Below are 14,508 nucleotides of genomic sequence, written 5' to 3'. Positions count from 1 at the left end.
AGATCGTTTCTCTGTGGCGGGATTTTACATTGTATCTTCACTCTCATCGTATTCTGGAAAAACATAATGTGGCAACCAATTCTCGTAGAAATCATTTTTGGCTTCTTTTAAAAATACAACAGCAGGAATTTTATCAAAAAAATGACATGATTTGGCAATTAATGCTATAATAAAAAAGAAACGAATAGGGTGGGGAATAGTAATGAAACAAGCTTTAGTTGTCATTGACATGCAAGAGATTTTCTTTCTTGAACCGCAAAACTTTTTATATGATAAAGAACATGTTGTTGAAAATATAAACAAATTAATTACGAAAGCTCACGAAAAAAATATCCCCGTTATTTTCATTCAACATACGGATACAGAAGAAACAGATGAAATGTTTGAAGGGAAAGACGGGTGGCAATTACATAAGGGGCTAGTGAAAACTTCTTCAGATAAAGTGATTCAAAAAACGAAATGGGATGCATTCTATAAAACAGAGCTATTAAACTACTTACAAGAGAAAGAAATTGAGCAAATTATTTTTGCAGGAGCTCAAACTGAATTTTGTTTGGATACTACAATTCGAGCTGCTTATAGCTTAGGGTACCAAAATAACCTTCTTTCTAGAAATACACAAAGTACAATAACGAGTGCAGTATTAGAAGCAGAGCAAATTATTCAACATCATGAAAATATTTGGAATAACCGATTTTTAAAAATTGTAGAATTAGATACAGTGCTATGAAAAAAAGCTAGCAAACGATTCATTTGTTTGCTAGCTTTTTTGTTAACGAGTAATATATATAGTTGCAAAAACAAAGATTAACATCGCAACAAACCATAAATTATCACCAATATCGAATTTGTTCTTTTTCTTTTCTTCTTTTAAACTACGGACTTCATCCTTTAATTCATGAATAGATTCTTTCAATTCTTTAATTTCTTGTGCTAAATTAGGTGTATCATCCATTCTAATTCTCTCTTTTCTTTTTATTTATCCTAAACTTCCGCCTGGTAAAGCAACATGAAAATCATTCCCTATGCTTAACTGCCAGCCTTCAAAAAATCCACTATCATGAAAAATATCTAAAAAGATATTTTCGTCAAATTCAATTGTTAAATCGGAAATGGGTGAAAAATGATGTACCTTTTGTACCTTACGATTCCGTAGTAGTTTTCTTGTGATTTTCCGAAATTTTTCAAGTTCATAGTCTGGTTTTCCTACTTGCACCTCACTATGGTTTCTTATACGCCACGCACATTCTACGGTTAAATGTCCATCTTCAAATATGATGATAAGAGGAAGTTGGACTTCGGGGTTTATTTCTTTTACTGATTGACCAAGTAACTTTGGGAAGTTTTGCTCACTTATATTTTGCATATGTAGCCTCCCGTTCTAAGAATAAGTTATTAAAATATCCAATCAAAGACAGTATAAATACCAAGTAGAGTAAACAACATTACTAATATAAGCACCGAGATACACCCAAAAAGAACGAGTTTGTCCTGCCACGTTTCTTTAGTTTCTTCTACCATTGTTTCTTTTACTTTTACTTGTAGAGAAGATACGATATGTTCAGAACATAACCTTTTAATCGTTTCGTTATCCCCTTTAAATTTCAAAGCTCTAGCTATATGATTAACGTTGTTCCCCATAGATTTTTCAAATTGCGAACACGCCTCAATCATTTCAGGTGTTTTATGTTCTTCTAAGTACCAATATCGACCAGCCATTGCAGGGTGTTGTAATTTGTAATAGATATCTCCTAGTTTTTTACGAAGGTCTAGTGCATTGGGATAAGTCGAAATTAAACCATGTAGTCGATCTCTTGCTTTTCCTAAATCATTATTTGTAATATCGTTTTCGATCTTTTTTAAAGTTTTTTCAGGTATGTTGTTTATGCTATAATCCTCCTTTTTTATTTCATAAATTGTTTAGGATATGCTCTCGTATAGTTTTTATCGTCACGCCAATCATATGTTTCTTGTTTCGGAATATGTAAAGTTTGATCTCCAATTTTAACTGTAGTTTCATTAAGCCATTCAACAAATGGATCTTTATCTGGATAATTCCAGTATATCGTTTTAGTAGAATTCGTTTTCAGATGGACTAATTCGCCTCTAACAGCGTCTGCACTTAATGATCCGCCATCATGGAAATAAGTTTTAATTTTATACTCGCCATTTGGGGACTCAATTGTTCGAATTAATTCTCCTGTTGGAACACCTTGCAAACTAAAAAACTTCCAATATACAAAGCCAACTCCGATAATCAACATAGAAAGTAATACAATTCCTACTTTTCTCTTTGTTTTCTTGATTTCTTTTTGTGCGTTTTTAGTATTCATTTGCTTCTCCTTGAAAAATGGTTATATGTATTTTATACCATTTTGTGGATAAATTGTAACTATTCAGCTATACATTTCATTTAGAAGTTTTCGGCATATAGATTGCTGCTACGAAGACAAAAATGGCAAAGCACCTTGCTGCCTTTCTTTGTTTTAAAACTTCGCGCGTGGCAGGAAAGGGCCCTGACCGCTCCCATACATCGCCAGTCCCTCTCGCCCATTTAAAAAAATGCTTTTTTCTTTTTTTCATAGGGTGATAAAATATTTTTTATTTTTTTGTCACAAATAGCTAACTCATGGTTTCTTTATAGTGACAGTAGCCAATAAGGAGGAAGAAACGAGTGGAGGTGAAAGCTTCATTGTTAAATATATATGAACAAGATTCAGTTTCAAATATACAGTTTCAAGATGTATTTAAACAATATTATGCTCACGTTGTGAGACAAATTATGAGGATTGTGCGAGATCAAGCAATTGCTGAAGATTTAGCGCAAGAAGTATTTTTGCAATTATATCATACAGAATGGAAACAAATTGAAAGTGTATCGGCATGGCTTGCAAAAGCATCTATTTATGCAGCATATAACTATTTGCGATCTGAAAAAAGGCATCAAGCAAGAATCGAAAAAGAAGCAAATAATAAACAGTCAATTAGCAGTCCGTCATCGGAAGAACAATGTATTCAAAAAGAAGAAATTACTCGTGTACAAAGTACATTAAAAGAAATGGATGAGCGTGAACGTACCCTCTTATTAATGAAGTTTTCGGGATTTCAATATAAAGAAATTGCGGAGGCTACTCATATGGAAGTGTCCTCGGTTGGAACAATGCTAGCACGAGCAAAGGCAAAATTTCGGAAGATGTATAGAGGGATAAAGGAGGGGTAACAAATGAAATGCCAAGATATTGGATTTATTCAGGCGTACTTAGATGGAGAGTTAAACCGTGATGAAAGAAAGCAATATATTCAGCATCTTGATCAATGTAAAGCATGTCAAAAGGCGTTAGAAGAAGTAAGCAAGCTTAATCAATGGGTAGAAGTTGTAGTGGATGATGAGTTCACAAACGTTAGTGAAGAAATTGATATCGATGTTGATCGAGCTTGGAACACCTTTGAACAAAATATACAAAATCATAAGACAAAAGAAACAAACAGTGAGGAAATTAAAAAGAAGGGAAGATGGAAGAATATGAAGAAATCATCTAAACGTTGGATTACCGGGGCGGCAGCAGCGGCAATTGTGTGTGTGTCTTTAACAGTTCCAGAAGTACGAGCAGGAGCAAGTAACTTGTTATCGATTTTTCGAGTAAAGGATGTGCAGCTCGTTCAACTTACCGATTCGGACTTACGTGAAATGGAAGGATGGATCTCTAAAACGGAAGAAGGAGAGAAGTCTATTAAAGGAATTGGTAAAATAGGAATCAAAGATAATGGAAGCAAAAAAGATGCTCATTTTCAGTCGGAACAGCAAGCAAGAGAAGCTGGATATGCTGTTCCAAAAGTGCCAAATGGATACCGTGTAACGAATGTGGATGCGAACCCGTCATTTATTATGCAATTTGAACTCGATACAGAAAAAGCAAATAAATTGTTGAAACAATTACAAAGCAATACGCAGTTTGAAAGTACTTTGAATGGTAAGCAATTTTCGATCACAGTTCCGGAATCAGTACGTACACAAATAGAAGCTGACGGGAATCAAAAATCTGGCCATTTTTCTTATAATGTAATTGATGCACCAAAAATTTCTGTTCCAGAAGGTGTAGATGTTGCGAAATTACAAAAAACAGTTTTAGAGCTTCCGATTATTCCTGGGAATGTGAAAACACAACTAGCGGGTATTCAAGATTGGACACATACATTGCCGATTCCTTATATGGCAAAAGATGCAAAAGCATCAGAGACAAAGGTTCAAGGAGCAAAGGCCGTGTTATATAGTGCTGAATATGAAAATGTGTTGATTTGGGAGAAAGATGGGAAAATGCATATGATTGAGCAACATAAAGAGCAGGAGAAAGATATGAATACAAGTGATCTTATGAAACTGGCAAATGAATTAAAATAATGATTGAACAAGAGCGGCTCCGGGAAAAGGAGCGGCTCTATTCCTGTATAGAGCGGAGGTAAAACATGAACGAAGACTGGATTATTCAAACAAAGAACTTAACAAAACAATATAACGGGAAAGGCGGTATCCGCAACATTTCATTAGACGTTCCGCGCGGTACTGTATTCGGATTTATAGGTCCTAACGGTGCAGGGAAAAGTACGTTTGTGCGAACGATGCTTGGATTGATTCATGCGGATTCTGGAACAGCACAAATGTTAGGACAACCGATTGGGACAATTGAATCAAAACGGCGCATTGGCTATTTACCTGAACTATTTCGCTATCCTGATTGGCTGACTGGTTGGCAGTTACTTGAAACGCATGCGAAATTATGCGATCTTCCTTTTCGAGAGAGGAAAGCAAAAATGAATGAGGTTATTGAAAAAGTAGGTCTAAAGGGAAGGGAAAAAGAAAAAATTCGCGGTTATTCAAAAGGAATGCAGCAACGTATCGGACTGGCTTGTGCCCTGCTTTCTGATCCGGAATTGATTTTTTTAGATGAACCAACATCCGCGCTTGATCCAATCGGGCGAAAAGAAGTGCGTCATTTAATGGAAGAGCTTCGGGACCAAGGGAAGACCGTATTTTTAAACAGTCATCTATTAAATGAAATTGAACATGTATGTGATCACGTCGCGATTATTAATAAGGGAGAGTTAATCGTACAAGGAGATTGGCGCTCATTGATGATGATTCAAACAGAAGTTGAAGTAACACTTGGTGAAAAGAGCGAATTATTCTTCAAACAACTGCCTCCGTTTATTAAAAACGTAAGGAAGATAGAAGAACAGCAAAACCGTAAACGTTGGATTATAACGCTGCAACAAGAAGATGACATTCCTAGATTGTTAGAAGTATTTGTATCACTACACATTCCTGTGTATCAGTTAAATCCGGTTCACCCGCATTTGGAAGATGTGTTTATGTACTGGGTAAATAAGAAAGAGGGGACGCAGCATGTGGACAATCGCCAAATTATCATTTAAAGAAATTTTGTTAAAGCGTATTTTTACCATTACGTTATGTATGACTTTTGCCTTTTTAATATTTTATGGAGTGGCCATTCATTATGCTGTCGGTGAAATCATTCCAAACGAATCTAACGGTCTTTCGGCAGCTCAAGACTTTATGAGTAAGAGTTTCTTTTCTACACAACTTCTTGGAATTGGGTTATACTTTTCTTCGTTTATTACTGCGTTGTTAGCTATTTTAAGTAGTGTTGGCAGTATTGCAAATGAAATTGAAAGTCACCAAATTGATACGTGGTTAACGAGGCCAATTTCACGCTTTTCATTTTTAATGGGGAAATGGATTGGCTTATGTTGCTTACTGATTGCGTATGCGGCTTTCCTATTTATAAGTATCGTTCTCATCCATCAAACAATGGGAGGCAGCACGTTTCATTTAGATTTCACGGCCACGCAGATTATAAAAGCATTGGCTTTGTTCTTGCTACAGCCCGTTATTTTAATTAGCATCGCGATATTACTAAGCACGCGTATGGCAACATTAAATGCTGGCATTGTGTTAATTATTTTATACGGCACTGGATTTATTGGCGGATTTGTTGAGCAAATCGGTATATTGGCGCAAAAGACAGCACTTGTAAACATGGGTATAATCGCAAGTCTTTTATTCCCAATTGATACGATGTATCGCAAAATGACAATCTATTTATTTGATTCATCAGACAATCCTTTATCAATAGCCTCACAAGGATTGTTCGGGAGTGTTTCAACACCGAGTAACATGATGATTGTTTATGCTGTTTTATATGTGTTAGCAGCTATTTTTATAGCGATTCGTACATTTAAATCACGTGATTTATAAGGGGGAAGAAACTTCAGTGTATTCTCCAAATACTGTAAATTGTGAAAGGAAATCCACCTCTTTATGTAGAGGTGGGTTTTATATATATTCATTTTAATTTTTCGACATATAAGTCACTGCCGTGCAGAATACACCATGACCGCTACTTGCATTTTCCCTTTATTTTAAACCATCGCATGTGGCAGGAAAAGGTCCTGACCGCTTCTACGCATGGCCAGACGCTCTCGCCCATCTAAAAAGAAAAGGGTTTTATGTCAGTTTTTTAATTTGTATTTATATAGTTTACATCTCATTATCTGAATTTCACTAACTATTAATCAGTTGCCTTCTTATTTAAAAACGACTACAATTTTACTGTTATATAGGAACGAAAAAATAGAATAGGAGGGGGAATTATGCCAAGAAAAGTATGGCTATTAGTAGCCGGGATGATTATTAATGTCACGGGTGCTTCTTTTTTATGGCCTTTTAATACGATTTATTTACATGATCATTTAGGAAAATCATTATCTGTGGCTGGAATGGTATTAATGATTAACTCGTTAACAGGAGTAATTGGTAATTTACTCGGCGGTGTTTTATTTGATAAATGGGGCGGATATAAGTCCATTTTAGTTGGAATTGTAATTACATTATTATCAATTTTAGGTCTTGTATTTTTCCATGGCTGGCCATTTTATATTGTATGGCTTGCGTTAATTGGATTTGGTTCTGGAATGGTCTTTCCGGCGATGTATGCGATGGTCGGATCGGTTTGGCCAGAAGGCGGCCGAAGAGCATTTAATGCGATGTATGTTGGACAAAATGTTGGGATCGCTGTTGGGACGGCGTGCGGTGGTTTAGTTGCTTCTTATCGCTTCGATTATATTTTCTTAGCGAACTTTATTTTATACTTTATTTTCTTCTTAATCGCTTTTATTGGATTCCGTGGTATGGAAGATAAGAAAGAGAAACGTGTAGCAGTAAAAGAAAAAACGAAAAATGGTTGGTCACTTACACTGGAATTCAAGGCGCTTCTTATTGTATGTGTAGCATATGCTTTATGCTGGGTTACGTATGTACAGTGGCAAGGAGCGATTGCGACGCACATGCAGGAGCTGAATATTAGTCTTCGTCATTATAGTTTATTATGGACGATCAACGGAGCTATGATTGTTTGTGCACAGCCATTAATAAGTATGATTATTCGCGCGATGAAACGTTCTTTAAAACAACAAATTATGATTGGAATTGGTATTTTCGCAGTGTCGTTTATCGTGTTAAGTCAAGCGCAGCAATTTACAATGTTCCTTGTCGCAATGGTGACATTAACAATTGGTGAATTATTTGTCTGGCCAGCTGTGCCAACGATTGCGAATATTCTTTCACCAAAGGATAAGATCGGTTTCTATCAAGGTGTTGTAAATAGTGCAGCAACTGTTGGGAAAATGTTTGGACCGGTTGTTGGCGGCGCAATTGTAGATTTATATAATATGGAAGTATTGTTTATAGCGATTATGGTCATGCTTGTAGTAGCTATTATCGCAACGAGTGTGTATGATAAGAAAGTACATGTTGAAGAAACAGTAGACGAAAAAATTGCAGTTTAGTTTGACGGAACATGTAACTTGTTTTAGAATATACTTTAAATAACTCATATGTAATAACAGTGAGAAGGAGTAGTAGTAATAGAAGCTGGTTTAGAGAGTTGACGGTCGGTGCAAGTCAATCCACGTTTCGTTATGAACTCGCCTTTGAGTTGCAGTTGTGAAACAAAGTAGCAATTGCCGTTTATCCACGTTACGGATCTAAGCGAATGTATATTAATGCTTGTTCAAAAAGGAGGATAAAGAGAGCAGAGCAGTTCGAGGCGCGGAAGCCAGGAGGACACGGAGTGTAGAGCGACTACATGAGTACCGGACTGGCAACGTAACGAAGAAATGCGATAGCTATCTTTACCGGACGTTTTGAACATCCTTTATTACATTAATTTAGGGTGGTACCGCGGGAATCTATAACCTCTCGTCCCTTTTCTGGGATGAGGGGTTTTTTGTATTTTTGACGGTGAAAAAATATAGAAAATTTGAATGGAGGGTATTTCATGAGCTTCAATCATCAAGAAGTTGAAAAGAAGTGGCAAGCGTATTGGGAAGAAAACAAAACATTCCGTACGCCAGATGAAACAGACAAACCAAAATTTTACGCACTAGATATGTTCCCATATCCATCAGGTGCAGGGCTACACGTAGGACATCCAGAAGGATATACAGCAACGGACATTTTATCTCGTATGAAACGTGCGCAAGGATACAACGTTCTTCATCCAATGGGATGGGATGCGTTCGGTCTTCCGGCTGAGCAATATGCACTTGATACTGGAAATAGCCCAGCAGAATTTACAGAGAAAAACATTAACACGTTCCGTAATCAAATTAAAGCATTAGGCTTCTCTTACGATTGGGACCGTGAAGTAAATACAACAGATCCAAACTACTACAAATGGACACAATGGATCTTCTTACAGCTATTTGAAAAAGGATTAGCTTACGTAGATGAAATCCCTGTAAACTGGTGCCCAGCACTTGGTACTGTACTTGCGAACGAAGAAGTAATCGATGGCGTGAGTGAGCGCGGCGGACATCCTGTTGAGCGTCGTCCAATGAGACAATGGATGCTGAAAATTACAGCTTATGCAGATCGCCTGCTAGAAGACTTAGATGAACTTGATTGGCCAGAGAGCTTAAAAGATATGCAGCGCAACTGGATTGGTCGTTCTGAAGGGGCTGAAGTTCACTTCGCTATCAACGGTACAGATGAGAAATTTACTGTATTTACAACACGTCCGGATACATTATTCGGTGCAACGTACTGTGTACTTGCTCCAGAACATGCACTTGTAGCCGAAATTACAACAGCAGAGCAAAAAGAAGCAGTAGAAGCTTACATTGACTCTGTAAAAGCGAAAAGTGATTTAGAGCGTACAGAACTTGCGAAAGAAAAAACAGGTGTGTTCACAGGTGCTTATGCGATTAACCCAGTAAACGGTGAGAAATTACCAATCTGGATCGCTGACTATGTACTTGCAAGCTATGGAACAGGTGCAGTAATGGCAGTTCCAGCTCACGATGAGCGTGATTATGAGTTTGCGAAAACATTTGAGCTTCCTATGAAAGAAGTTGTAGAAGGCGGAGACATTACGAAAGAAGCACATACAGGTGATGGTGCACACATTAACTCTGCATTCCTAGATGGATTAAATAAAGAAGCAGCAATTGTGAAAATGATTGAATGGCTTGAAGTAACAAGTGCAGGAAATCAAAAAGTAACATATCGTCTTCGTGACTGGTTATTCAGCCGTCAACGTTACTGGGGTGAGCCAATTCCAGTTATCCATTGGGAAGATGGCACAATGACAGCTGTGAAAGATGAAGAATTACCATTAGTTCTTCCGAAAACAGAGAACATTCGTCCATCTGGTACAGGTGAATCACCACTTGCGAACATTGAAGAGTGGGTAAATGTTGTCGATCCTGAGACTGGTAAGAAAGGTCGCCGCGAGACAAATACAATGCCGCAATGGGCAGGTAGCTGCTGGTATTACCTACGCTACATCGATCCAAATAATAGCGAAGCACTTGTAGATCCTGAAAAAGTAAAACAATGGCTTCCAGTTGATATTTATATCGGCGGTGCAGAGCATGCGGTACTTCATTTACTATATGCACGCTTCTGGCATAAAGTATTATATGATATCGGTGTGGTTCCAACGAAAGAGCCGTTCCAACAACTATTTAACCAAGGTATGATTTTAGGAGAAAACAACGAGAAAATGAGTAAATCAAAAGGTAACGTTGTAAATCCGGATGATATCGTAGCAAGCCACGGTGCAGATACACTTCGTCTATACGAAATGTTTATGGGACCATTAGATGCTTCAATTGCTTGGTCTGAAAATGGCCTTGATGGAGCTCGTCGTTTCTTAGATCGTGTATGGCGTCTATTTGTTCAAGATAACGGTGAACTAAGCGAGAAAATTACAGATGCACCAAACAAAAATCTTGAAAAAGTATATCACCAAACAGTGAAGAAAGTAACAGAAGACTATGAAGAGCTTCGCTTTAACACTGCAATTTCTCAAATGATGGTATTCATTAACGATGCATATAAAGCAGAAACACTTCCGAAAGAATATGTAGAAGGTTTCGTGAAAATGTTAGCGCCAGTTGCACCGCACGTTGCGGAAGAACTTTGGAACAAGCTTGGATATAACGAAACAGTTTCATATGTAAGTTGGCCAACATTTGATGAGTCTAAACTTGTAGAAGATGAAGTTGAAATCGTTGTTCAGATCATGGGTAAAGTACGTGCGAAGCTAACAATGAAAAAAGACGCATCAAAAGAAGAAATGGAACAACTTGCTACCCAAGCAATTAAAGAACAAATTGAAGGGAAAACAGTTCGTAAAGTAATTGTTGTTCCTGGAAAACTTGTCAATATCGTAGCGAATTAATGAAAAAAAGCACCTTTTTAGGTGCTTTTTTTATGTTTTATATGGGATAGAAGAGCTCAATTTTAGAAGAGACAAACACCTATTTTTCTTTTTGCAATATGATAACATCGACGACACATTAAATTGTGAGGAAGAGGTGAACGAAATGAATTTTAATGATCAACGACAAATGATTAGTCCGTATGGTATGGGTGGATTCCCTACAACGCAAGTAGGATATCATCCACATGGAGGCTATCCTTATGGTTATCATCATGTAGGATACCATCCACATCCACATCATCATTATCCTTATCATCACCATGGCTATCAACATGTTATCTATCATCCTCATCACCATGGTTATCATCATGTTCAGCATTATGGCGGCATGCCGCATCAAGGCTAACAAAATGTAAGATTAACCAACTATATATATGTAAAGAAATCTCCTTCAATGCAAGGAGATTTTTTATTTGGGAATGATAAAGAAGAAGGGGGTGTTACATATGGGTAAAGGAAGAAGCAATAATGCTGGAAAAAGACAGCCAAACTTTGATGATTCATCTAATTTCTCTAAAGGAAAACAAAGTCAAACGACAGCACCGAAGAAGAAATAACGTAGAAGGAGCCATCTGTAGATGGCTCCTTTCCAAAGTATCAATATATCGGCGCTTTTTAGAATATATCGACCGTTTCTCATCATATATCGGCGGTTCGACACAACATAAAGACTCTTCGACAACATATGACATGATTTCGTTGTTATTTTCCTACTTTTTCAAGTGCCTCTTGTCGCTGACGTTCAATTTCTGCGCGAAGTTGTGGTTCTGGTGCTTCCCATCCTTCAGGTTTTAAAATTTTGCCGTCACCTTCGCGGAAGCGTGGTTTACCGTCTGGGAATAATTTTGCCATGTTTGCATTGTTTACAATCTCAAATCCTTTATCAGGACGTACACCCATTTCTGCAAACGTTCCAAATGCAAAGTAAATTAAGTCAATTAATGCATCATATTGATCTTCTACTGTGTTTGCTTCTAAGAACTCTTCTAGTTCTTCTTGCATGAAGCTTGCACGAATTTTTGCACGCTCTTCTGTTAATTTTGCCGGTGCATCCGCAACAGGGTGACCGAATACTTCATGCATTTTCGCAACAAGTTCGTAACCTTTATCTAAACCTTTTTCGTTTGTCATGTTGTTTCATCCTTTCTCGTTCTTTTCCGATTGTTATTGTAACATGATTTAGGTTAGGGCAGTGTACATTCTACTTTTACAAATGCTATTCTTTTTTTTCTGTTAAGGATAGCGCGATATCTATTCCAAACATTCCAATGATAAGTATCGGTACTGTCACAAGGAGATAACGTGTAAAGGGAGCATTTTTTACATATGTATGAGCAAATAAAAAGACAGTACAAAAGAGAATGATATGTAACATAGGCTTTATTAATTTTTTAGACACGGTGCCACCTCGTTTATAATTCTTAACTTTGAGTATATGGAATAAAATGAAATATGAAAAGCCATTTTGCGTTTGATCCTCTTTCCTGCTTTGATTTAGGGAAGAGGATCAAACATTTTACTCAATAACTCCTGAATTTGTAATATCAACCGTATATTGTACTTTTACCGGAACGTCTTTGTACATTTTTCGCCATTCTTTTAATTTAAACGGTTTGTAGTGCTGCCTAAATGTAGCACCTAAAGCAAGTGGGTCTGCACCTAGAGATTGAAGTTTTTTTACTAATTTTGCTCCGTCTGCATTCAAGTTCTTTTCAATGTCTTTTCGTATTTTTTCTACATTTTTTTTATTTTCTAAGTTCGTATGTTTCGAAATCTCTTGAATACGCGCTGCCATTTTTACGTGAATAACAAAGGAAGGCTTTCCGTCCTTTATATATACACGATAAGAAGGAGAAGAACGAATATTGTTAATGATCGTATAGCCTAATTTTGTTTTAAACTCATGTGTGTCCATTTGACTTTTATCAAGTAGCGTTTTAAAAAGAAACATATCTTTTTCTTCTACTTTTCCGACATATGTATCTTGTTTGAAAAGAGCCATACTTGTAATTTTAATGCTTTTCTTTTTCTTTTTTAATATAGGCATATACGTATCTTGTCCGTCACGATAATAGCGAAAACTTTGCAAGTGTAAATTATCGTTTGGTACGACACCTGATTTCATATTATGTTCTAACATCTTTTTGAGGTAGATTGCTACGTTCGAAGCAGTATTATATTTGCCTGATAAAAGTTTTTCACCTTCGTCATTTCCGCCTCCCTCAAGGATACCAACATATACTAAGTTTCCGATATTTACATCGCGAAGAAGCGTATCCAATACACTAGAGAGCCCTTTTTTAGCTAATTTTTCTGTGAAAAGAGTAACGCGTATTTGCCCGCTTGAAAGAGGTTGTCCAGATTCTAAAGATGTTGTTGTTTTAACTTGCTTAATTGTATTTCCATAGCCTTTTAGTACTTGTACTTTATTCCCTTTTCTTTGAATCGGACAAACGTAAGTCACTTGTAATCTTTCACGGTTTGAACCTGTATTTGGAGCGACATCGAAAACAGCACCTTGAATGAGGCTAATGTCGTCAACGATATTTTTAGGGACGCATGCTGTTGTAAAAAGTAAACATAAGCTAAACAGGAGTATTACTTGCTTTTTCGTGTTTTCCATTTCTTTTTCACCCACATTATAAGAAATAAGATTGGGATGTACACAAAAACAAGCCAAAAGCTTGCTTTGGAGATATAAGTAATAAAATTATTGATGTCATGCCGTTCGGTTAGGAGTTGTGAAATGATGACAGTTATAAATAATAAAGAAATTAATATGTACTTTTGTTTTACATGAAAGACTTCGTATAAGCCTCTTGTTGCAGCCCATAATGGTAAGATAATACTTGTAATGACAATGAGTGCATAGCCCGAGATCGCAATATATTCTAGACGCTCAATGAAAGGAAGATGAATGACTTGCGTGATAGATAGCTGCGACCAAATTGTTTTTGACAATTGTTTTTCGCTAAAAAATGAAAAAGCAAGGATTGTACTTAATAAATATAAAAAGTTAGAAAATAAAACAGCATATTGTGCAAACTTATGAGATTTCTCAGGCGTTTTGATAAATGGATACATCATCAAAATAACTTCAAAACTAATCATTGTATAAGTCGATGCTTGAGTTGCTTTTAAAATATCCCCAAAAGAATGAGAGAACATAGGAAGCAGGTTTCCGAAATTTGCATATTTAAAGACTACAAGTAGCAGCATGATATATCCGCATGTAGCAACGACAGAAAGAACACAAATACCAGTCATAACACGAAAGCCAGATGAAATAATGTAATAACTAAGTATTGCTAAAAAGATTGTTAGCTTCCATGTAGCTGCTGTTGGGAACATCCAAACTTGAATAATTTCTACATATGTGCGCATAACGGAGACGCTGACAAGAAAGAAATAGGCCATAAAGATTAGATTGAAGGCATTTCCTATCCACTTGCCAAATATATGTTGATGTAATGTAATTAGGTTACCGTTTACACTTTCTAATAAACGGTATATCATCCACATAAGAATATGAATGATGATACCTGCAATAACAACACCCATCCATGCATCGTATCCGGCAGCTTTTGCAATTATACGTGCAAACCCAAGAATACCAACACCGAATTGCGCGCTATGGACTAAGAAAAAAACAAAAATGGGAGATACTTGATAGTTGATTTTAACTGTACTCATATGCGCTCCT

16 protein-coding genes and 1 other annotated feature are annotated in these 14,508 nt (G+C 36.7%); of the genes, 8 read left to right on the top strand and 8 right to left on the bottom strand.

The features are described 5' to 3' along the window. Positions 1 to 202 precede the first annotated feature (202 nt). Positions 203 to 730, top strand: a complete 528-nt coding sequence (locus MR076_RS03785; protein WP_242217785.1) for an isochorismatase family protein — start codon at positions 203 to 205, stop codon at positions 728 to 730. Between the two features lie 42 nt (positions 731 to 772). On the opposite strand, the gene MR076_RS03780 is transcribed toward MR076_RS03785, so the two are convergent. From MR076_RS03780 to MR076_RS03765, 4 genes are read right to left on the bottom strand one after another with little or no spacing between them, the layout of a single operon-like run. Continuing rightward, positions 773 to 955: a hypothetical protein gene (locus MR076_RS03780; RefSeq protein WP_242217783.1), complete on the bottom strand. Its 183-nt coding sequence runs from the start codon at positions 953 to 955 to the stop codon at positions 773 to 775. Between the two features lie 24 nt (positions 956 to 979). After that, positions 980 to 1,366, bottom strand: coding sequence for a hypothetical protein (locus MR076_RS03775; RefSeq protein WP_242217781.1), 387 nt, complete (start codon positions 1,364 to 1,366; stop codon positions 980 to 982). Positions 1,367 to 1,395: 29 nt separating this feature from the next. Continuing rightward, positions 1,396 to 1,887, bottom strand: coding sequence for a DUF6584 family protein (locus tag MR076_RS03770; protein WP_242218122.1), 492 nt, complete (start codon positions 1,885 to 1,887; stop codon positions 1,396 to 1,398). A gap of 17 nt (positions 1,888 to 1,904) precedes the next feature. Next, positions 1,905 to 2,333, bottom strand: a complete 429-nt coding sequence (locus MR076_RS03765; protein ID WP_242217775.1) for a DUF5412 domain-containing protein — start codon at positions 2,331 to 2,333, stop codon at positions 1,905 to 1,907. A 359-nt stretch (positions 2,334 to 2,692) separates the two neighbouring features. On the opposite strand from MR076_RS03765, the gene MR076_RS03760 reads away from it, so the two are divergent. The 7 genes from MR076_RS03760 (at position 2,693) to MR076_RS03730 (ending at position 11,151) form a co-directional block, all read left to right on the top strand. Beyond that, positions 2,693 to 3,220: an RNA polymerase sigma factor SigX gene (locus MR076_RS03760; protein ID WP_242218120.1), complete on the top strand. Its 528-nt coding sequence runs from the start codon at positions 2,693 to 2,695 to the stop codon at positions 3,218 to 3,220. Positions 3,221 to 3,223: 3 nt separating this feature from the next. Next, positions 3,224 to 4,399 (top strand): anti-sigma factor family protein, encoded by a 1,176-nt coding sequence (locus MR076_RS03755; RefSeq protein ID WP_242217771.1) that lies wholly within the window; start codon positions 3,224 to 3,226, stop codon positions 4,397 to 4,399. A 65-nt stretch (positions 4,400 to 4,464) separates the two neighbouring features. Beyond that, a complete protein-coding gene (locus MR076_RS03750; RefSeq protein WP_242217768.1) occupies positions 4,465 to 5,430 on the top strand; it encodes an ABC transporter ATP-binding protein in 966 nt (321 codons plus the stop codon). After that, positions 5,402 to 6,274 carry an ABC transporter permease subunit gene (locus tag MR076_RS03745; protein WP_242217767.1) on the top strand — a complete coding sequence of 291 codons (873 nt, stop codon included), beginning with the start codon at positions 5,402 to 5,404 and terminating at the stop codon, positions 6,272 to 6,274. The genes MR076_RS03750 and MR076_RS03745 overlap by 29 nt, the downstream gene beginning before the upstream one ends. Before the next feature lie 395 nt (positions 6,275 to 6,669). After that, positions 6,670 to 7,863, top strand: a complete 1,194-nt coding sequence (locus MR076_RS03740) for an MDR family MFS transporter (protein WP_242217765.1) — start codon at positions 6,670 to 6,672, stop codon at positions 7,861 to 7,863. A 50-nt stretch (positions 7,864 to 7,913) separates the two neighbouring features. Continuing rightward, positions 7,914 to 8,286 (top strand) — a binding site (T-box leader). Positions 8,287 to 8,354: 68 nt separating this feature from the next. Next, positions 8,355 to 10,763, top strand: a complete 2,409-nt coding sequence (gene leuS / locus MR076_RS03735) for a leucine--tRNA ligase (RefSeq protein WP_242217764.1) — start codon at positions 8,355 to 8,357, stop codon at positions 10,761 to 10,763. Positions 10,764 to 10,908: 145 nt separating this feature from the next. After that, on the top strand, positions 10,909 to 11,151 hold the full coding sequence (locus MR076_RS03730; protein ID WP_242217761.1) for a hypothetical protein: 243 nt from the start codon (positions 10,909 to 10,911) through the stop codon (positions 11,149 to 11,151). Positions 11,152 to 11,507: 356 nt separating this feature from the next. Here MR076_RS03730 and MR076_RS03725 read toward each other — a convergent pair whose 3' ends face one another. The 4 genes from MR076_RS03725 to MR076_RS03710 form a co-directional block, all read right to left on the bottom strand. After that, positions 11,508 to 11,936, bottom strand: coding sequence for a pyrophosphohydrolase domain-containing protein (locus MR076_RS03725; protein ID WP_242217759.1), 429 nt, complete (start codon positions 11,934 to 11,936; stop codon positions 11,508 to 11,510). Positions 11,937 to 12,021: 85 nt separating this feature from the next. Beyond that, on the bottom strand, positions 12,022 to 12,204 hold the full coding sequence (locus MR076_RS03720) for a hypothetical protein (protein WP_242217757.1): 183 nt from the start codon (positions 12,202 to 12,204) through the stop codon (positions 12,022 to 12,024). A gap of 117 nt (positions 12,205 to 12,321) precedes the next feature. Further along, positions 12,322 to 13,428, bottom strand: a complete 1,107-nt coding sequence (locus MR076_RS03715; RefSeq protein ID WP_242217755.1) for a Ger(x)C family spore germination protein — start codon at positions 13,426 to 13,428, stop codon at positions 12,322 to 12,324. Continuing rightward, entirely contained in the window at positions 13,404 to 14,498 is a 1,095-nt protein-coding gene (locus MR076_RS03710) for a GerAB/ArcD/ProY family transporter (protein ID WP_242217753.1), read from the bottom strand. Before MR076_RS03710 ends, MR076_RS03715 begins: the two co-directional genes overlap by 25 nt. Between the last annotated feature and the right edge of the window lie 10 nt (positions 14,499 to 14,508).

It is taken from the genome of Bacillus cereus group sp. BfR-BA-01380, assembly GCF_022663535.1.
In the GTDB taxonomy this organism is placed as follows: Bacteria; Bacillota; Bacilli; order Bacillales; family Bacillaceae_G; genus Bacillus_A; species Bacillus_A cereus_BB.
Note: the sequence above shows the minus strand (reverse complement) of the source record. Positions and strands in the feature narration are given on the sequence as shown.